Annotated in this window: 18 protein-coding genes; 15 read left to right on the forward strand and 3 right to left on the reverse strand. The window is 36.6% G+C overall.

Features of this window, described 5'->3' with window-relative positions:
* The first annotated feature begins 23 nt into the window (after window positions 1-23).
* The 8 genes from U8526_RS06020 (at window position 24) to U8526_RS06055 (ending at window position 7919) form a co-directional block, all read left to right on the forward strand.
* Complete coding sequence (locus U8526_RS06020; RefSeq protein WP_334341069.1) at window positions 24-464, forward strand: DUF1934 domain-containing protein; 441 nt, start codon at window positions 24-26, stop codon at window positions 462-464.
* 46 nt (window positions 465-510) lie between these two features.
* Window positions 511-1164 (forward strand): DNA-directed RNA polymerase subunit delta, encoded by a 654-nt coding sequence (rpoE, locus tag U8526_RS06025; protein ID WP_334341070.1) that lies wholly within the window; start codon window positions 511-513, stop codon window positions 1162-1164.
* 165 nt (window positions 1165-1329) lie between these two features.
* Window positions 1330-2943 carry a CTP synthase gene (locus tag U8526_RS06030; RefSeq protein ID WP_334341071.1) on the forward strand — a complete coding sequence of 538 codons (1614 nt, stop codon included), beginning with the start codon at window positions 1330-1332 and terminating at the stop codon, window positions 2941-2943.
* Between the two features lie 40 nt (window positions 2944-2983).
* The gene (locus U8526_RS06035) at window positions 2984-4264 is read left to right on the forward strand and encodes a UDP-N-acetylglucosamine 1-carboxyvinyltransferase (RefSeq protein WP_334341072.1); all 1281 of its coding nucleotides are present in this window, start codon (window positions 2984-2986) and stop codon (window positions 4262-4264) included.
* A 250-nt stretch (window positions 4265-4514) separates the two neighbouring features.
* On the forward strand, window positions 4515-6011 hold the full coding sequence (abc-f, locus tag U8526_RS06040; protein WP_334341073.1) for a ribosomal protection-like ABC-F family protein: 1497 nt from the start codon (window positions 4515-4517) through the stop codon (window positions 6009-6011).
* 110 nt (window positions 6012-6121) lie between these two features.
* Complete coding sequence (locus U8526_RS06045) at window positions 6122-6739, forward strand: ATP-binding cassette domain-containing protein (RefSeq protein WP_334341074.1); 618 nt, start codon at window positions 6122-6124, stop codon at window positions 6737-6739.
* 42 nt (window positions 6740-6781) lie between these two features.
* Window positions 6782-7570: an ATP-binding cassette domain-containing protein gene (locus U8526_RS06050; RefSeq protein ID WP_334341075.1), complete on the forward strand. Its 789-nt coding sequence runs from the start codon at window positions 6782-6784 to the stop codon at window positions 7568-7570.
* A 100-nt stretch (window positions 7571-7670) separates the two neighbouring features.
* Window positions 7671-7919, forward strand: a complete 249-nt coding sequence (locus U8526_RS06055) for a type B 50S ribosomal protein L31 (protein WP_334341076.1) — start codon at window positions 7671-7673, stop codon at window positions 7917-7919.
* Window positions 7920-7962: 43 nt separating this feature from the next.
* Here the strand turns inward: U8526_RS06055 and U8526_RS06060 are convergent, their stop codons facing one another.
* Window positions 7963-9195, reverse strand: a complete 1233-nt coding sequence (locus tag U8526_RS06060) for a multidrug efflux MFS transporter (RefSeq protein ID WP_334341077.1) — start codon at window positions 9193-9195, stop codon at window positions 7963-7965.
* A gap of 89 nt (window positions 9196-9284) precedes the next feature.
* Here U8526_RS06060 and U8526_RS06065 point away from each other — a divergent pair, with 89 nt between their 5' ends.
* The 5 genes from U8526_RS06065 to U8526_RS06085 all read left to right on the forward strand — a co-directional run bounded on the left by U8526_RS06065 (window position 9285) and on the right by U8526_RS06085 (window position 14932).
* Window positions 9285-10649, forward strand: coding sequence for a UDP-N-acetylmuramoyl-tripeptide--D-alanyl-D-alanine ligase (locus tag U8526_RS06065; protein WP_334341078.1), 1365 nt, complete (start codon window positions 9285-9287; stop codon window positions 10647-10649).
* Window positions 10650-10732: 83 nt separating this feature from the next.
* Entirely contained in the window at window positions 10733-12268 is a 1536-nt protein-coding gene (locus U8526_RS06070; protein ID WP_334341079.1) for a DEAD/DEAH box helicase, read from the forward strand.
* A 903-nt stretch (window positions 12269-13171) separates the two neighbouring features.
* Window positions 13172-13531: a holo-ACP synthase gene (gene acpS / locus U8526_RS06075; protein WP_334341080.1), complete on the forward strand. Its 360-nt coding sequence runs from the start codon at window positions 13172-13174 to the stop codon at window positions 13529-13531.
* Window positions 13532-14644, forward strand: coding sequence for an alanine racemase (alr, locus tag U8526_RS06080; protein ID WP_334341081.1), 1113 nt, complete (start codon window positions 13532-13534; stop codon window positions 14642-14644).
* Between the two features lie 78 nt (window positions 14645-14722).
* On the forward strand, window positions 14723-14932 hold the full coding sequence (locus tag U8526_RS06085; protein ID WP_334341082.1) for a hypothetical protein: 210 nt from the start codon (window positions 14723-14725) through the stop codon (window positions 14930-14932).
* Window positions 14933-15013: 81 nt separating this feature from the next.
* On the opposite strand, the gene cbpA is transcribed toward U8526_RS06085, so the two are convergent.
* Window positions 15014-15676: a cyclic di-AMP binding protein CbpA gene (gene cbpA / locus U8526_RS06090; protein WP_334341083.1), complete on the reverse strand. Its 663-nt coding sequence runs from the start codon at window positions 15674-15676 to the stop codon at window positions 15014-15016.
* A gap of 116 nt (window positions 15677-15792) precedes the next feature.
* Window positions 15793-16776, reverse strand: a complete 984-nt coding sequence (locus U8526_RS06095; RefSeq protein WP_334341084.1) for an L-lactate dehydrogenase — start codon at window positions 16774-16776, stop codon at window positions 15793-15795.
* A 145-nt stretch (window positions 16777-16921) separates the two neighbouring features.
* Between U8526_RS06095 and pth the strand changes: the two genes are divergently transcribed.
* Both pth and mfd read left to right on the forward strand, forming a co-directional pair.
* A complete protein-coding gene (gene pth / locus U8526_RS06100) occupies window positions 16922-17479 on the forward strand; it encodes an aminoacyl-tRNA hydrolase (RefSeq protein ID WP_334341085.1) in 558 nt (185 codons plus the stop codon).
* Between the two features lie 21 nt (window positions 17480-17500).
* Complete coding sequence (gene mfd / locus U8526_RS06105) at window positions 17501-21025, forward strand: transcription-repair coupling factor (protein WP_334341086.1); 3525 nt, start codon at window positions 17501-17503, stop codon at window positions 21023-21025.
* Window position 21026 lies beyond the last annotated feature (1 nt).

The following is a 21026-nucleotide window of genomic DNA, read 5'->3' on the forward strand; positions in this document are numbered from 1 at the left end:
TTATCATGCAGAGGCGGTAAGGATTGGAAAATAATAGTATTGATATAAATGTGGATTTGAATATTGAGACTTTACAGTCAGGTGAATTAACTCGGACAAAGATTTCTGAGCCGGGCAAGTTTACTCAAATCGGTAAGTCGATTTATTTAAAATTTAATGAAAGCTTGGAAAATGGTGCAAGTGCATCCATTTTGGTAAAAGTTGGTGCAAACGGCGAAATACACATTAAACGTGTGGCTAAGTCGACTAATTTATCCTCACTTTTATATTTTACACATCAGAAGCACAATAATGGACAATTGGAAACAGAATATGGTGTTCTACCACTAGATACATTTACCAAGGATTCAAAGGTTGAAATTGTAAGTAAACCACTTTCTGGAAAAATAAACATTGATTATGATTTGATTTACGACAATAATGTAATAGGTAATTATAAGTTTAGATTGATTTTTGGCGTATAGGTAGATATGATTATAAGTAAGACGCTGCGAAAGGACGTGTACACGTTTGAAGTTTGATAAATTCAAGGATCAAAATAAAGACGAACTCTCATTGATTGAGGTTGCATACGAGATTCTTAACGAAAATAACAAAAAAGTTATGAACTTTTCTGATATCGTTAATGAAATACAAGACTACTTAGGCAAGTCTGATGAAGACATCAAGGAATCACTTCCACAATTCTACACAGATTTGAATAATGATGGTAGTTTTCTTTCACTTGGTGAGAATGTATGGGGCTTACGTAAGTGGTATCCATACGATTCCGTTGATGAAGAAGTAAATCATCCTGAGGATAACGGAACAGAAAATGCTCACAAGGCAGCTCAAAAGGTTAATGCCTTCTTGAGTGATGACGATGAAGATGATGATGTTGTCGATTATGATGATGACGCTGATTTGGACGTTAATAATATGGATGACGACGATGATGAGAGCGATGGTTCAGAAGGTGGACCTGACTTATCTAAGTTCACTAACTCAGATTTAACATCCGTTGACGATGACGACGATGATCCTCATGATGAAGGATTAGACGACGGTATTGAAGGTCAATTATCTGAATTCGACGCAGACGATGATGACGACGAAGACATCGATCTTAGCGACGACGATGATGAAGATGATGACGACGACGAAGATGACGATGATAAAAATTAAGTTTAATTTTTTGAATTAAAAGTTTGACGACTCGAACATATCACGGTATTATATAGTTCGGGCTCTATTAGATAGACAACTTTAAGTTCCCTGTTCATGCTGAATAGGGAACTTTTTTATTTTTGTGAGTTAAGAAATCCCTAGAATTAATATGTGGAGGAAGTTATGACTAAATACATTTTTATTACAGGTGGAGTCGTTTCATCATTAGGTAAGGGAATCGTTGCCGCATCCCTTGGTAGATTACTAAAAAATCGCGGACTTAAGGTAACAATGCAAAAATTTGATCCATACATTAACGTGGACCCAGGAACAATGAGTCCATATCAACACGGTGAAGTTTTTGTTACAAATGATGGTACAGAAACTGATCTCGATCTTGGACATTACGAAAGATTTATCGATAATGATTTGAACAAGTATTCAAACGTTACTACAGGTAAAATCTATTCAGAAGTTATTCGTCGCGAACGTCGTGGTGATTATAACGGTGCAACTGTTCAAGTTATTCCACATATTACAGATATGATTAAGCAAAAGATTATGCGTGCTGCAAGTACAACAGATTCAGACGTTATCATTACTGAAGTTGGTGGTACTGTTGGTGATATTGAATCACAACCATACCTTGAAGCATTGCGTCAAATGAAAGCTGAAGTTGGCTCAGAAAACGTTGTTTATATTCATACATCACTAGTACCTTACTTGAAGGCAGCTGGTGAAATGAAGACAAAGCCAACACAACACAGTGTTAAAGAATTACGTGGTATCGGTATCCAACCTAACATCTTGGTTGTTAGAACTGAACTTCCAATGCCACAAAATATGAAAGACAAGATTGCATCATTCTGTGATGTTGATTCCGAAGCTGTTATTGAATCACGTGATGCTAACTCATTGTATGATGTTCCATTGAACTTACAAGCTCAAAACTTTGATGACATTGTATGTCGTTACTTGCACTTAGATACAAAACCAGCTGATATGACAGATTGGCATAAGTTGGTTGACCGTGTTCACAATTTGAAACATAAGACAAAGATTACCCTAGTTGGTAAATACACTAAATTACAAGATGCTTACATTTCTGTTACTGAAGCACTTCGTGCTGCTGGATATGTATATAATACAGAGATAGAAATCGAAAAGATTTCAGCTGACCTTATCAATGATGACAACGTTGCTGATTATCTTAAAGATTCTGATGGTATTCTAGTACCAGGTGGTTTTGGTAGCCGTGGTCTAGAAGGAATGATTGCTGCTATTAAGTATGCTCGTGAACATGATGTTCCATATCTTGGACTATGTTTAGGTATGCAAATGGCAAGTATTGAATTTGCTAGAGACGTTGCTGGTATCAAGGATGCTACAACTGGTGAAGTTGATCCAGATGCAGCAAACAAGATCATTGATATCATGGCAGATAAGAAAGATGTTGAGGATCGTGGTGGTACTTTACGTTTAGGCGCATACCCATGTAAGTTAAAACCAGGTTCAAAGACAGCTGCTGCATATGACAATCAATCAGTTATCCAAGAAAGACATCGTCATAGATATGAATTTAACAATGAATATCGTAAGCAATTTGAAGATCTTGGACTAGTATTCTCAGGTGTTTCACCAGATAACCACTTGGTTGAAGTTATCGAAATTCCTGAAAACAAGTTCTTTATCGCTGCTCAATACCATCCAGAATTCTTGTCAAGACCTACTAAGCCAGAAGGCCTATTCAAAGCCTTTATCGGTGCAGCTTCAGGCCTTGCAGAAGACAACATGTAGTCTTCTCTTGAAGTAGTCAAATATAGTTAGGAAAAAGCTTATGCAAAAACTTGTAATCAACGGTGGAAAGAAATTATCAGGTGAAGTAACAATTGGCGGGGCTAAGAACAGTACTGTAGCTTTGATTCCAGCTGCTATTTTGTCTGATACACCTGTAGTGTTAGATTCAGTACCACAAATTAGAGACGTAAAAAATTTGCGTTCAATTTTAAAAGATATGAACGTTACTTCTGAAATGAATAATGATGTATTAAAAATTGATCCAACTAAAATCCAATTTGCTGAATTGCCTAGTGGAAAAGTTAGTAGTTTGCGAGCTTCATATTACTTTATGGGAGCAATGCTAGGCCGTTTTGGTAAAGCTGTTGTCGGTTTCCCAGGTGGGGATGATATCGGACCACGTCCAATCGATCAACACATTAAAGGATTTGAAGCACTAGGTGCACACGTTGAGAACAGACACGGGCAAATCATTATTACAGCTCCTGAAGAAGGCCTAAAGGGAGCAAAGATCTTTTTAGATATGGTTTCAGTTGGAGCAACAATTAATGTTATCTTAGCGGCCGTCAAAGCTAAAGGGACAACTATAATTGAAAATGCTGCTAAGGAACCTGAAATCATCGATTTAGCAACATTTTTGAACAATATGGGTGCTACCATCCGTGGTGTTGGGACGGAAACCATTCGTATTGAAGGTGTTGATACATTACGTTCAAACAATGCTCATACGATTATTCCAGATCGTATTGAAGCAGGAACTTATCTTAGTTTAGCTGCAGCTAATGGTGGCGATATTTTGGTGAAAAATATCATCAGTGAACATTTGGATGCTTTTTTAGCTAAACTAGACGAGATGGGCGTTAATCTTGAGGTTGGTGAAGATAGTATTTATGTGAAACCATCTCCCAACTTGAAAGCTGTTAATATCAAGACGATGCCATATCCTGGTTTTGCCACAGATTTACAACAACCAATTACACCATTGCTAATGAAAGCCAGTGGTGAAGCAATGATTATTGATACCATTTATCCCAAACGAGTAAAACATATTTCTCAATTGACGAAGATGGGTGCCGATATCACTAGTGAAAATGATTTGATTTTTGTTCATGGCGGAGCCCAATTAAAGGGTGCAAATGTGAGTGCAGATGAAATCAGAGCTGGTGCTTGCTTGATGATTGCTGGTTTATTAGCTGATGGTCAAACCGTTATTAGTCATGCTGAAAATATTCTACGTGGCTATGATCAAGTCGTTTGGAAGCTACATTGTTTGAATGCTGATGTTAAATTGATCGGTGAAGATGATTTAGTTGAGTCTTGACATTAAGGATTTAAATTGGTAGATTAAGTGATAGTTTAATACAAGAGAGGAAGTGCGCCGTTGAGAAACTAAGCTAGAGTTCAAAATTATACAAATATAGAAATATATGGTGTGTAGTTTGGCTCGGCTTAAATTCTCAACAGTGCTTCCCAAAATAATTAGGGAACGCTGTTTAGCGTTCTCTTTTTTTGTCGAAAAGAATGAACAAACCAAGTCGATCTGACCCACACCTTAAGTGGGGTGTTGTTTTATGGGAACAATTCAAATAGAAAATGTAAGTTTTAGATATGATCAAATGGTGGATAACTTATTCAATGCTTTGAATTTAAAGATTGATGAGAGTTGGAAATTAGGATTGATTGGACGTAACGGTCGTGGCAAAACAACTTTGATGAAAATGTTGTTAGGTCAATTGCAGTATCAAGGCCAGATCGTCTCCAATTTGAATTTTTATTATTATCCACAGACAGTTGTTGATAAAAATGTGCCAACTGTTGAAGTAGTTAAGAATTTAGCACATTTAGAGGATTACGATCTCTGGAAAATTGAGATCGAATTAGAAAAGTTACAAGTTGACGTGGACGTTTTGCAACAAGAGTTTTCAACCTTGAGTCCAGGTGAACGAACTAAAGTATTATTGGCAATTCTGTTCATTGACGAGTCAGGATTTCAATTAATTGATGAACCAACCAATCATCTGGATATTGAGGGTAGAAAGATCGTTTCAGATTACCTCAAGAGTAAGAAAGGTTTTATTGTGATCAGTCATGATAAGAGTTTCTTGAATCCAGTGATCGATCATGTTATTTCAATCGACCGTAACGATGTGGTGGTTTATAAAGGGAATTTTGATACTTGGCAAGAGCAAAAGGAACGTCAAGATCAATCAGAACTAGCTGAGAAAGAACAATTAAAGAAAGATATTAGTCGTCTTCATGAAACAGCGGTTAAACGTGAGAATTGGTCCAGACAAACTGAATCACAGAAGAATAAGAAACATTATACTGAAAAAGTGCATTTGGATAAGGGCTTCATTGGTACCAAGGCAGCTAAGATGATGAAAAAGGCTAAAACAGCTGAACGTCGAGTTAATTCGGCTATTGATGAGAAGAAAACCTTATTAAAAAATATTGAAATAGAAGCCCCTATCGAACTAAATTACGAAGAATTATCGCATCCTGACGTATTTGTACAGGTGGAGAATTTAACTTTGCAGCATGAGAATATTGTGACACCAACAGTTGATTTCAAAGTGAAACGAGATCAAGTAGTGTCAGTGATTGGACCTAATGGAATTGGTAAGACAACGATCTTTAAACAAATTCTAGGTTTGTCACAGCCTTTTGAACAGACCGGGCAAATTCATGTTGCCAATAATTTGAAAATTTCTTATCTGCGTCAAGACAACGAATTACAAGGAACTATCAGAGAATTGGCGGAACAAAAACAAATTGAATCAGAATTGATTTTTTCCAACTTACGCAAATTAGGTTTTGAACGCTATCTCTTTGAACAACCAATCGAGCAGATGAGCCAAGGTCAACGTCGAAAAGTCGCACTGGCAGTGAGTTTGTCAGAAGAAGCCAATCTTTATTTCTGGGACGAACCGTTGAACTATTTAGACGTAATTACTCGTCAACAAATTATCGAAGCAATAAAAGAACAACACCCAACGATGTTGTTAATTGATCATGATCAAGATCTAATTGATTCAGTTTCTAGTAAAAGAATTGAACTACATAAATAATCATGTGGGAACGAAAGGGAGTTTTAAAGTTGAGAAAAAAATTCTTTAATTCATCATATAAATTTATGTAGTCCAAGTAAGCCTTTGACTACATCGGGGGTATTTTTCTTATGGGAACAATACAAATAAAAGATGTTAGTTTTAGATATGATCAAATGGCAACAGATCTTTTCAGCAAAATCAATTTGAAAATAGATGAGTCGTGGAAATTGGGCCTGATAGGGCGTAATGGTCGAGGTAAGACGACTTTATTAAAGATGATAATGGGGCAATTAAATTTTTCAGGGGAAATAATTTCTAATCTGAACTTTTATTATTATCCACAGACGGTTGTTGATAAAAATGTGTTAACTGTTGAAGTTGTTAAGAATTTAGCGCAATTAGAAGATTACGACCTTTGGAGAATTGAGATTGAATTAGAAAAGTTGCAAGTTGATGCGGATGTTTTGCAACGAAAATTTTCTAATTTAAGTCCTGGTGAACAAACTAAAGTGTTGCTGGCTATTCTATTTCTTGATGAATCAGGTTTTCAATTGCTTGATGAACCGACGAATCATTTAGATATTGAAGGTCGAAAAACAGTAGCTAAATACTTAAAAGGTAAAAAGGGATTTATAGTTATAAGTCATGATAAAAATTTTTTAAATCCGGTGATTAATCACGTAATATCAATTGATCGAAATGAAATTTCGGTTTATAAAGGAAACTTTGATACTTGGCAACAGTAAAAGAATTATCAAGATGAACGAGAATTATCTCAAAAGAATCAGTTGCAAAAAGATATTAATCGTTTAAAAGTCACGGCTAATGAACGAAAAAATTGGGCATTGGAATCGGAAGTTAATCCTGATAGTACTGCTAGAAAGATGATGAAGAAGGCCCAACACGTTATGAAACGAATTGATAAATCGGTAAGTGAGAAGCAGTCTTTATTGAAGAATATTGAAATTGAAGATCCATTAAAATTTAATTATCAAGAATTAAAGTATCCTAAGGTTTTTCTGCAAGTAGTTGATTTATCTTTAAAAAAAGGTGAAATAATAATTCCTAAAGTTAATTTTAAAATAGAAGTGAATCAAGTCGTTTCACTTATGGGACCCAATGGAATTGGAAAAAGTTCAATCGTCAAAAGTATTTTAGGATTGTCTCATTTTTTTGAACAGAGTGGAGATATCCAATTGGCTAAAGGGTTAAAAATTTCTTATCTGCGTCAAGATAATGAATTACAAGGCACTATTAGACAGTTAGCGGAACAAAAACAAATCGAACCTGAATTGATTTTTTCCAATTTACGTAAGTTAGGCTTTGAACGCTATCTCTTTGAACAACTGATTGAACAAATGAGTCAGGGACAACGTCGAAAAGTCGCATTGGCAGTTAGTTTGTCAGAAGAAGCTAATTTTTATTTCTGGGACGAGCCTTTGAATTATTTAGACGTAATTACTCGTCAACAAATTATCGATGCAATAAAAAAACAACACCCAACGATGTTGTTGATTGATCATGATCAAGATCTAATTGATGCGGTATCTAGTGGAAAAGTCAATTTACATTACTAGAATTGTATTGAATAATTGTCTAACTCATGATATTATTAGACACTGTTAGTAATTTAATCTATATTTCTGTAAAAGATTTATGGCAAAGGAGCGACATAGAATGAAACAAGGAATTCACCCAGATTACCATCAAGTTGTCTTTATGGACTCATCAACAGGTAAGAAGTTCTTAGCTGGTTCAACTGTTCAATCAAAAGAAACAACTGATTACGAAGGTAACGAATATCCATTAATTCGTGTTGAAATCTCATCAGATTCACATCCTTTCTACACTGGTAAACAAAAGTTTGCTCAAGCAGATGGACGTATCGACCGTTTCAACAAGAAATATGGCTTGTCAAACAAGTAAAAAAAAGTCATCCGAATGGATGGCTTATTTTTTTTGAAAAGCTTTATATTTTGACTTTACTTTTCTTTGATTTCAAATGTGTGTAGACCCAAATGAAGTTGATCAAAGCTAAACCACTGGTACTGATGAAGACAGCGGAATAACTTAAGGCACTGGTAATATAAGAACCGAGAAGTGGTCCACAGACATTACCAACTGATTGGAATGACTGATTATAACCGAAGATTCTACCAGTGTATTTTGGATCAGTATATTTGGCCAGAATTGTCTGAACTTGAGGAACCAAGCAGGCATCAGAGACACCAACTAGGAATCTTAAAGCAGCCAACTGCCAAACGTTAGTGACGAAGGCTTGAGGAATATAAACTAAGATGGCAAAAATTAATCCACCAACTAAAATTTTCCCCGTTCCAATTTTGTCACCTAAAGCACCAAATCTTGGTGCCGCAATAATATTAGCAATACCAGGCATCGCCGCAACGACCCCAGCAACCAATGTGACCTGACTAGAATTGTGCATTAATTGCTTAATGTACAAACTAATGATTGGGTTGATCGAATTGTTAGAGGTCTGAATGATCATGGTTGTGACAAACATTGCTAAAATGAGATTAGGATTTTTCAACTTGTGGAAAATTTCCTTAGTTGATTCCTCTTCTCCTTTAGGAATTGGTTTGAAGTCTTCTTTGATGAAGATAGTAACCAAGATGAAAGCAATGAAAAGTAGAGAACCGGTTATCATAAATGGAATTCGATAACCGAAATATTGTGCAATTACACCGCCGACCAGTGGTCCTAACAAAGTACCGGAAATAACACCGGTATTTAAAGTACCTAAGGCTTTTCCACTTTCAGATCTAGGAGCTGTTGAAGCAATTAAGGTGTTGGAGTTACTAACGAATCCTGAAAAGACACCTTGAAGGAGTCTTAGAACAACTAATTGCCATGGGGCAGTTACGAAGGCCTGTAGGAAAATAACGATTGCCATACCTAGTGAAGCTCGGATCAGCATTAACTTCCGACCGCGTCGATCGGCAATCTTACCCCAAATAGGAGAAATGATCGCCATGACCAAGAAGGTCGATGAAAAGGCAATACCATTCCAGATCACAAGCTGACTTTTTGTGAAATTACCTAACTGGTTAATGTATAATGGCATAAAAGGTGTAATCATACTAAAGCCAATACCTGATACAAAAGTACTAAACCATAAAACTATTAGATTCTTTTTCCAATAATTATTCGGTTCAGGAGTATCACTTGTATTAGATGTCATATACATCAAATCCTTTCTAAGTATCTTAGTATACTCTTTTTTTGTTTATATCTTATAAAATTATTTTTTCAAATTAAGGAAGTTTTTCTATGAAGATGAAGTTAAGGGAAGTTTACTCTGCATTAAAAATTGAAAGCGACAAGGTTGAAGACGTTGAAATAACAGGCGTTTGTTTCGATAGTCGTAAAGCTAAAGCCGGTGACTTATTCTTTCCATTGCAGGGGGAACGTGATGGGCATGAGTTTATTAATAGTGCAATTAAGAATGGAATCAGCGCTACTATTTGGCAAAGTGACCACGAAATTCCTAACGACCAAGTGCCATATGTTATTGTAAAAAATGTTTCAGAAGCATTTGAGAATTTAGCTAAGTATTATTTGAAGAAAGTTAACCCTAAAGTTGTTGCCGTAACAGGTAGTAATGGGAAGACTACAACTAAAGATATGATTGCTAAAATTTTGAGTACAAGCAATAATGTTGCCAAAACTCCACAAAACTTTAATAATGAGATCGGTGTGCCATACACAATTTTGAATATGCCAACTAATACAGAAGTTTTAGTTGTTGAAATGGGAATGGATCGTCCTGGTCAAATCGACCATTTGAGCGATATTGCTAACCCCGATATTTCCGTGATCACAATGATTGGTGAAGCGCACATCGAGTTTTTTGGTACTAGAGATAAGATTGCTGATGCAAAAATGGAGATCGTCGATCACCTAAATGAGGATGGAACCTTTGTTTTTAATGGGGATGAACCTTTGTTGCTAGAACGTGCTGAGAAAGTAGAACAACGACAAGCTACTTTTGGTAATCACGACAGCAATGATTTGTATGCAACTGAAATTAAGCCTGGTAAAACTACAACTAGTTTTAAGACTAACTTGTGGCCAGAACTTGAATTTGAAATTCCTATGATGGGTGAATACAACGTTAATAATGCCTTAGCTGCAATGCAAGTAGGTCGTATTTCGCATATTAAACCAGAAGCAATGCAACAAGCACTAAAAGAATTATTTGTTACAGCTAACCGTACTGAATGGATGAAGGCTAAAAACGGAGCCGATATTTTAAGTGATGTTTATAATTCTAATCCCACTGCCGCTATTGAAGTTCTTAACAGTTTAAAGGACATCAAGACTACAGGTCGTAAATTGATCGTTCTAGGCGACATGCTGGAATTAGGGGATGCATCAGAAAGACTCCACGAATCCTTAGCCGATTCTATTAATAAAGAAGATTTTGCTAAAGTTTATCTTGTCGGTGATTATATGAAGTATTTACGCGATAAGTTGAACGCTAAATATGATACAAACGATCTTTTCTGGTTTGAAAAGAATCAGTTAGATGAATTAACTATAAAATTAAAAGAAGAATTACAGCCCAATGACACGATTTTATTAAAGGGTAGCCATGGAATTCATTTAGAAAACGTTTTACATGAACTAATTTAGTCTTGTCAATTGAGATTGTTCATAAAACATGGTAGAGTAGATAGATTGTTATTTTATCGTGTTTTAAAAAATGGAGGACATTTGTGAAATTTAAAGAATTAGATTTAGATCCCAGATTATTGAGCGCTATCAATGAAGCCGGTTTTGAAGAAACGACACCAATCCAAGCTCAAACTATTCCGCTAGTTATGAGTGGAGCCGACGTAATTGGTCAAGCTCAAACTGGTACAGGAAAGACGGCAGCCTTTGGTTTACCAATTTTAAATGCCGTTGATACTCAATCAAGCAACATTCAAGCATTGATTATCTCTCCAACTAGAGAATTAGCTATTCAAACACAAGAAGAACTTTACCGCTTAGGTAGTGACAAGAAGGTTAAGGTTCAAAGTGTTTATGGTGGATCAGATATTAGAAGACAGATCCGTGCCTTGAAGAATCACCCTCAGATCGTGGTTGGTACTCCCGGAAGAATGCTTGACCACATCAACCGTCACACCTTAAAACTTGGCAACGTTAATACCGTTGTTCTTGACGAAGCTGATGAAATGTTAGATATGGGATTCGTTGAGGATATTGAAAGTATCCTTTCAAACGTACCAAACAAACATCAAACATTATTATTCTCAGCTACAATGCCAAAACCTATCATGAAAATTGCTGATAAGTTTATGACAGAACCTAAGATCGTTAAAATCAAGTCAAAAGAATTGACTGCTGATAAGATCGATCAATACTTTGTTAAAGCTAAGGAATTTGAAAAGTTTGACTTGATGACTCGTTTATTCGATGTTCAAGCACCAGAGCTAGCTTTGATCTTTGGTCGTACAAAGCGTCGTGTTGACGAACTTACACGTGGTTTACAAGCTCGTGGCTATAATGCTGAAGGTATTCACGGTGACTTGTCACAAGACAAGAGAACTAGCGTATTACGCAAGTTCAAAGCCGGTAAGCTAGACTTCCTAGTTGCAACTGATGTTGCTGCTCGTGGATTGGATATTTCAGGTGTATCACATGTTTATAACTATGATATTCCTCAAGATCCTGATAGTTATGTTCACCGTATTGGCCGTACAGGTCGTGCCGGACATTCTGGTGTTTCTGTAACATTCGTTACACCAAATGAAATGGGTTACCTACGTACAATCGAAAACTTAACTAAGAAACGTATGGAACCACTTGCTCAACCTACTGATAAAGAAGTTCTTAAAGGACAATTGGAATCAGTTAAAGAAGATATCAAGGATACTTTGGAACATGACAAACACTTGGATCGTTTCGATTCAGCTGTTCAAGAATTGTTAGCAACTTATTCTCCTGAGGATATTGCTCGTATCTTCTTGAGCGAATCAATCAAGGATGCTGAAAGTGTTCCTGTTAAGATTGCTCCTGAAAGACCACTTCCTTCACGTAAGGTAAGTCATAGCCGTTCAGGCCATGGTCGTCGTGGTAAGTTCAATGGACACCGTGGTAACGGTGGCGAACATCGTGGTGGAAACAGACGTCGCAACAGTGATCGTCGTGATGGACACCGTGATGAAAAAGGTGGCAAACGCCGCGAACATGACAACAAACGTAATGGTCGCAGCAAGAAGTCATTCAAGATTAGAACAAATCTATAATTTTTGAATATGAATTATGATTGTTGAAAATATAATTATAATGATAGAGGCGAAGTAAATAATTTTACTTTGCCTTTTTTTATACAGTAAAATAGAGCTGGAAAAGAGGCTTTTACTCGAATTCGGCTATAGTGTAAAAATGCCGTCCTCCACAACAAGAAAATTTGGCTGGAACGCCATGGGCCGACTGGAAGCTAATAATTTTGCACTTTGTGCGAAATTATGGATCTTCAAGCTCGGCCTTTACCTAAGCGATAAATCGCTAAGGTAAATTTCATGGCTGAGCCAATTTTCTTGTTGTTCCGGACTAGTCTGGTGTTCTGAATTTTGTACATTTTAAAATGTTGGATGGTAGAACAGTATTCTATTGTTATGAGAGATTGAGTAAATATGTGTATCGGAATATTATCCTCGTTTAAAGCTAGATATTATTTGATCGTACGGAATTATAAATGCAAAATTTCCAGATATGGCAGTTTTTTTCGACAATAATAGAACCAGAAATATAGTCGGTAGTAGAAAATCTGTGGACCCTCAGTGGTGAAATTCTACTTAGCTTGCGTCAGCAAGGTTAGTAGAAGACCGGACTTGGAGATCCATGATTTTTCACGGAGTGAAAAATTATTAGCTTCAAGCCGTGTCCACCACGTTCCAGCGGCCCACAGATTTTCTACTACCGACGGGCATACTTAATTACATCAGTTGATATTAATCACACTCGAATTTCAGTAAAAACCACTTAATAAACTTGAAAAGTTACCTGAAAATGCTATGATTTAAGCTTAAATCAAACAAATTTTAATTTAGTTGTTGAATCGAACTGCAAAAAATTGAAAATTGTGCTTTACTTCAATTGGAAGCTTTTCAATTTATTAATTAAAAAAATAGATTGCGAGAGAAATTATGATCAAAGGATTAGGTATAGATATTGCAGAAATCGACCGTGTACGTGCGATTTATGGTCGTCACCCTCGATTTTTAGAGAAAATTTTGAATGAAGACGAAACAGAAGTTTTCAATAACCTGAATACTGAAAAAGCCAAGATGACGTACTTAACTGGGCGTTTCTCAGTTAAAGAGGCTTTCACAAAAGCTATGGGTACTGGACTTCGTGGTATTGGCTTTCATGACTTGAGTGTCTTGAATCATGAATCAGGTCAACCTTATATCAAGACTGAAATTTTCAAGGGTAATATTCACGTATCAATCTCTGATACAGATGAACTAGTAATAACTGAGGTTATTCTAGAGGAGGCTAATTAGATGTTACCATCAATTCATCGTCCAGCTTATGCAGAAGTGGACTTGTCAAAGTTAAAAAGAAATTTACAAAATGAATTAAATGCCGTTCCAGAAGGTACAAAAGTCTTTGCAGTTGTGAAGGCTAACGCTTACGGTCACGGATTGGTTAAGGTAGCTCAAGCAGAAATCAAGTTTGGAGCAGCCGGACTTTGCGTTGCTAGTTTGGATGAAGGTCTAGAAATACGAAATAGTGGCGTTACAGCTCCTATTTTAGTTCTAGGTATAATTCCCGTAGAATATGCTAAAGTGGCCGCTAACGCCGATATTTCCCTCACAGTCGGTAGTTTAGACTGGTTGAAGGTAGCAGTTCAGTTAAGAGTTGCTAATTTGAAAGTTCATCTGGCTATTGATAGTGGAATGGGTCGTATTGGATTCCAAGACAAAGAAAGTTTAATTGAAGCATGTAATTTTCTAAATGATCACAAGGATGCCTTTATTCCCGAGGGACTATTTACACATTTCGCTACTGCTGATAGTCCTGATGAAAGTTACTTCGATAAACAAGTTGCAAAATTCAAAGAGATGTCCAGTGATCTTCCAACTAAATTTACTTATGTTCACTGTGCTAATTCGGCGACTGCTTTGTGGCATAAAGACTTGGCCGTTAATATGGTTAGATATGGTATAGCCTTGTATGGACTGAATCCTTCAGGAACCGATATTACTAAGTTGCCATATAAATTGGAACCAGCCTTAAGTCTCTATTCAGAATTAACATTCGTTAAGAAAGTCAAAGCTGGTCAAAGTATCGGTTATGGTGCTACATATACTAGTAAAGAGGATGAATGGATCGGTACGATTCCTCTAGGCTATGCTGATGGTTGGTTACGAAGAATGCAAGGGTGCGACATCTTGATCGATGGACAACGTTGTCAAAGTGTTGGTCGCATCTGTATGGATCAATTCATGGTACGTTTGCCAAAAGAATTACCAGTCGGTACAAAAGTTACACTAATTGGTAAAGATGGCGATGAGGAGATCACAGCTACCGATGTGGCTAAATATGCTGGCACGATCAGTTACGAAATTCTTTGCTGCTTGAGTGAAAGATTACCTCGAGTTTATAAATATTAAGAGCAAATAATTGCTACATGAATTGAAATCGTAGTATCCTCTGGTTGAAATTTCAGAAAAAGAAAAGAAGTGTCAACCATGATTGATGAAGAATGGTATAAATTTATGCGAAACGGCGAGTATAAAAGATATCAGATACTCGTTGATCGAAATAAACCATATGTTGACAGCTTTCAACGTGATTTGATGGAACAATATCAATTACAATATTTCAAAAGCCATCCAATCGACGAAGAATTAAATCGTCATCACGAGGAACCTGCTTTTAAAATTAAAAAATTACTATAAAAAAAGTCTGCTCTAGTTGACGTAGTTCAACCAGAACAGACTTTTTGGGTTTTGTTTTAGAAAGATTTTTTTAAATAAGAACTATAGGGTGTTCTTATCTAGAATTTTACCAGACTTCAAATCATCAATTTCTGAAACTACAAAGCTCTTCTTTTCTAGACGCTTGATGATTTCCTTTAAAGTATCGATATCGGTACCAGTTGGTAAAGTGAAGAGAGTTCTTCGTACAACTTCATTTGATTTAGCATCTAAGGTCATACAAGCGGCAACAGAAACATACTTGGCAAAGATTTTTGACATCTTTTCTAGATCGCCACGGTCGCCAGAAGAACTAACGGTCAAAACATAACTACTAATATCAAGGTTCCAAGCATCTGATAACATGCTGAGAAGTCTTGAGTGAGTTAGAATGCCGTAGAATAAATTATTTTCATCCAAAACAGCAATATAAGGTAAATCCTTAATATTGAAGAATACTTTGAAGAAAGGTGAGTCTACACTAATTGTTTTAGTAGCATTTTTCATCAGTGTAGTTACAGGTAAGCTCATATCGCCACCACGTGACTTGTGACGGTAGATGTGCATCTTGTAAATATTCCCTCTAAATATTTGTCCACTTTCGTCCAAAATTGGCACACAACGGAAACCAGAGTCTTCTAGGACTTTTAATGCTTCCTCAAGTGTAACAGTTTCTTTAACTGTCGTAAGCTTGTCCTTTTTTAGTACAAGTGACTTAACTAACATATATATTCACATCCAATCTATCTATAATTGAATTAATAATACAGTACTTCAGAATAAAAAAAAAGCTGAAACAAATTTTTCATTTGTTTCAGTCTTTTTAATACACGAATTAAGGATTATTGACGACCCTTGATACCTGTAGCTTCGAAACCATCTTTAAGAATTTTTTCAAGTTCTGCAGCTGATTTCTTCATTTGTGCTGATTCTTCATCATTCAATGGAACTTCAATGATTTGTTTTAGACCCTTACGGTTAACGATAGCAGGTGAACCGATATAGATGTCTGAAACGCCATATTGACCAGTCATCATGTTTGATAATGGAAGAACAGTGTTTTCGTCGCTTAGCAAAGCCTTGCAGATTCTTGCAAGAGCAGTACCGATACCGTAGAATGTAGCACCCTTAGTATTGATAATGTCGTAAGCTGCGTTAACAACCTTCTTGTAAATCTTGTCAAGAGTATCTTTAGTGATTTCTGGGTGTTGTTCCATCCATTCGGCCATTGTAACGCCACCGATTGTTAGATGTGACCATGCAGCGAATTCTGAATCACCGTGTTCACCCATGATGTAACCATGAACTGAACGAGGGTCAAGATCTAATTCTTCACCAACGAATTTTTGTAATCTAGCAGTATCTAGTGATGTACCTGAACCAATTACACGTTCCTTAGGGAAGCCTGAAAGTTTCCAAGTAGCGTATGTCAAGATATCAACTGGGTTAGCAGCAACTACGAAGATACCATTGAATCCTGATTCAACAATAGGATCAACGATTGTCTTCAAGATGTTCAAGTTCTTGTTAACAAGGTCAAGTCTTGTTTCACCTGGTTTTTGTGGAGCGCCGGCTGTGATAACAACGATATCAGCATCCTTAGCATCTGAATATTCACCAGCGTGAATGTTCTTAGGGAATGAGAATGGAATTGCATCAGCAAGGTCCATTGCGTCACCCTTAATCTTGTCTTTAGCGATATCGCAGATAACTAGTTCTTGAGCAATACCTTGAAGTGTCATAGCGTAGGCAAATGTTGAACCTACAGCACCGTCACCAACTAGAAGTACTTTTTGGTGGTTCTTTTCGTTTGTTGGAGTTGTCATTATAAAATATCATCCCTTCGAAAATAATATGTTCCTGACTCATTATACAAATAATTAAGGTAAATAAACAAGCCGATTGTGAAAAAAGTGAAAAAATAGTATTTTTGACATGATATAATGTAAGTTCGAAATGAGGTATATTAATATGAAACTAATTGTTGGCTTAGGAAATCCAGGAAAAAAATATGATCGAACAAAGCACAATATGGGCTTTATGACCATTGATAGATTGATGGACGAATACGGTCAAACACAAATGAAAAAGGATTTTGAAGCAGAGTACTGCAAATTCAAAGTTGATGGTGAAACAGTTTTTTTAGTTAAGCCACTTACATTTATGAATGAATCTGGTCGCGCCGTAAACTTTTTGATGGGATATTATCAAATTAAGCCTGAAGAATTAATGGTAATTCAAGATGACTTAGATATGCCAATCGGAAAAGTAAGATTACGGACAAAGGGTTCTGCTGGTGGTCACAATGGTATTAAGAGTATAATCTCTGCTGTGGGTACAAAAGATTTCAAACGAATTAAGATTGGTATACAACATCCTGACCGTCAAACTGTGGTTAATTGGGTGTTGACGCCATTTAGTAAAGATCAAGAGCCAGTGGCTTTATCTGGAATTGACCAAGCAGTTGATATGGTTAAAGATTGGGTTGCCGGCAGTAGTATTGATCAATTAATGAATAAATACAATTAGAAAATTAAAAGGGGGCAAAAATTGAATTTAATAAATTTCATTACGAACAAGTTAGATTTAGGGGAATTTATTAGTCAAGTTAAGCCTGAAACAAAGAATTTATTAACAGGCCTAACGGGATCAACAATTTCCCTTTTTGCATTGGATACTTTAAAACAATTAAATAAGAAGATTTTGATTGTTGAGAATACTAATTTTCATGCAAATAAGCTATACGATGATTTAAATTTATTAGATAGTGAAGCAGTTCATATTTTCCCAGTTGAAGAATCTATCTCAACGGAGTTGGCCACCAGTTCCCCAGATGAATTAAGCCAACGATTAGACACTTTAAGCTTTTTAGCTGACGATAAACCAGGTATAGTAGTTACCTCAGTAGCTGGTTTAGAGTATGAGTTATCGACTAAAGAGCTATTTAAGTCTGCCCAATTAAAGATTGAAGTAAATGAAGAATATGATTTAGAGGACTTAAACCAACAATTCGTTCAAATGGGTTATATAAAAGATAAGTTGGTCGCCAAACCTGGTGACTTCGCCATTCGTGGTGATATCGTCGATATTTATCCACTTAATGTTGATAATCCTGTGCGAATCGACTTTTTCGGTAATCAAGTGGAAAAGATTAAATACTTCGATACGGAAACACAACGTAGTATTGAAGAATTAAAGACACTTGAGATCCTGCCAGCTCAAGATCGTATTGTAACTGATGAACAAGTTGAAAAAGGTTTGGCTAAGCTACAAAAAAGTTATGATCGTCAATTGAAGTCATCTGATGACAAAGATATCAAAGAGAATCTTCAAGTTAATTTTGGTCAGACAGTTGAAGAGTTGTCAGAAGGAATCCGTCCAGAAAATATCGGACGAATTGCTGATTATCTTTTTGAAAAGCCAAATAGTTTGTTAGATTACTTGGATACTGACGATATCATCATATTTGATGAATACAATCGCTTAATTGAGCAATCAAATGACAGTCAGGCTGAAAACCAATCGTGGTTGGCTAGTCAATTGGAATTTGGTAAAGCTCTACCAGAACAAAAGATTCGTCAAAATTTTGCTGATTTGATCAAAGAAAATAAATTAGCCCAAATATATTTGTCAGCTTTCCAACAAGGGATGGGACATATCCGCTTGGATCAGTTGCAGAATGTACCAGTCAGAACAATGCAACAATTCTTCAGCCAGATGCCACTATTGAAGTCAGAAGTTGAACGTTGGCAAAAGCAAAAGTACACCGTTTTATTAACGATCAGTAATGAAAAAAGAATTGCGGCTATCAACAACACACTGGTTGATTTCGGTATAAAAGCTACCTTAACGACTGCGGATAAAGTTATTGCAGATCAGACCCAAATTATGAATGCTACTTTGAGTTCTGGTTTTGAAATGCCTGAGCAAAAATTGGCCGTTATTACTGAAAAAGAACTTTTCAACAAACAGCCAAAGAAACGTCGTCATCAAACCTTGGCTAATGCTGAAAGATTGAAGAGTTATAACGAACTCAAACCAGGCGATTACGTCGTTCACGTTAACCATGGTATCGGTAAATTTATCGGTATGCAGACAATGGAAGTCGATGGTAAGCATCAAGATTACATTACAATTGAATATCGTGACGATGGCCGCCTGTTCATTCCTGTTACGCAGTTGGACATGGTGCAGAAGTATGTATCAGCCGAAGGTAAATCGCCTAAGATCAACAAATTGGGTGGTAACGAGTGGCAAAAGACTAAGCGTCGGGTTCAATCTAATATTGAGGATATCGCCGATGACCTGATTGATCTTTACGCTAAACGTGAGGCTGAAAAGGGCTTTGCTTTCCCTAAAGATGACTCCATGCAAACAGACTTCGACAACGCCTTTCCATATCCGGAGACACCGGATCAATTAAGGTCAGTTGACGAAATCAAGCGTGATATGGAAAAACCACATCCCATGGATCGACTTTTAGTTGGTGATGTTGGGTTTGGTAAGACCGAGGTGGCCTTAAGAGCTGCTTTCAAAGCTGTAGAAGCTGGCAAACAAGTAGTCTTTTTAGTGCCAACGACACTACTAGCTCAGCAACATTACGAAACAATGAAGGAACGTTTTGATGGTTTTCCAGTTGAAATTGGAATATTGTCACGTTTCCAAACTCGTAAGCAGAGTAAAGATACCATTGAGAAATTAGAATCCGGTTCGCTTGATATTGTTGTGGGAACCCATCGTCTACTTTCGAAGGATGTTAAATTCCACGATATCGGATTACTGATTATTGATGAGGAACAGCGTTTTGGTGTAAAACACAAGGAAAAGATTAAGCAGTTAAAGAGTAATGTCGATGTTTTAACTCTAACGGCTACACCGATTCCGAGAACTTTGAACATGTCGATGTTGGGTGTGCGTGATCTTTCTTTGATTGAAACAGCTCCAAGTAATCGTTATCCAGTTCAAACCTATGTAATGGAACAAAACTATCAAGTCATAGCTGGTGCAATTAAGCGTGAAATGGCTCGTGGTGGACAAGTATTTTACTTACATAATCGAGTTGAAGATATGGATCAGGTGGCAGATCAATTACAGGCTTTAGTACCAGATGCTAGGATTGCGACAGCCCATGGCCGAATGAATGAAACTCAAATGGAAGGCGTGATCTCTGATTATCTAGCTGGAGAGTATGATGTTTTAGTGACGACGACAATTATTGAAACAGGTGTTGATATGCCTAATACCAATACTTTAGTGGTTGAGAACGCAGATCGTTACGGATTATCACAGCTTTATCAAATCAGAGGCCGTGTCGGAAGATCTAATCGTGTAGCTTATGCTTACTTGATGTATCGTCCTAATAAGGTTTTGACTGAAGTTGGCGAACAACGTTTGGAAGCTATTAAGAATTTCACGGAATTAGGTTCAGGTTTCAAAATTGCGATGCGAGATTTATCAATTCGTGGTGCTGGTAACTTGTTAGGTAAACAACAACACGGTTTCATTGATTCAGTCGGATTTGATCTATATACCCAAATGTTAAATGATGCTGTAGCAAAGAAACGTGGTCACACTAAGGCTGAGAAGACTAATTCTGAGATCAATTTAGCTTTGGAAGCTTATTTGCCAGAGGATTACATTAGTGATCAACGACAAAAAGTTGAGCTTTACAAACGAATTCGTCAGATTGATTCCCTAGAGAACTATCAAGAAGTTAAGTCAGAATTGTTGGATCGTTTCGGTGATTATCCACAAGAAGTTGCCAACTTGCTTGATGTCAGTTTATTGAAGAATTCATTTGATGAGTCATTGGTAAATAGCGTTGTTATGCGTAATAAGAAAATTACGATTAAGTTTTCACGTAAAGCTGCTGACTATTTGACCGGAGATTTGGTATTTAAATTCTTGGCAAACACAACTATGAAAGCCAAAGTGAATAATAAGAATGGTGAATTCATGATTATTTTAGACGCTGACAGTGTCAAAAAAGATGAATGGTTCGCTCAATTGAAGGTATTCGCAGAAAAAATGGCTGATGGCTTTGATAATTTAAAGAAAGAAAAAATAAAAAACTAAT

This window comes from Companilactobacillus sp. HBUAS56275, from assembly GCF_036913655.1.
GTDB classification, from domain to species: domain Bacteria; phylum Bacillota; class Bacilli; order Lactobacillales; family Lactobacillaceae; genus Companilactobacillus; species Companilactobacillus pullicola.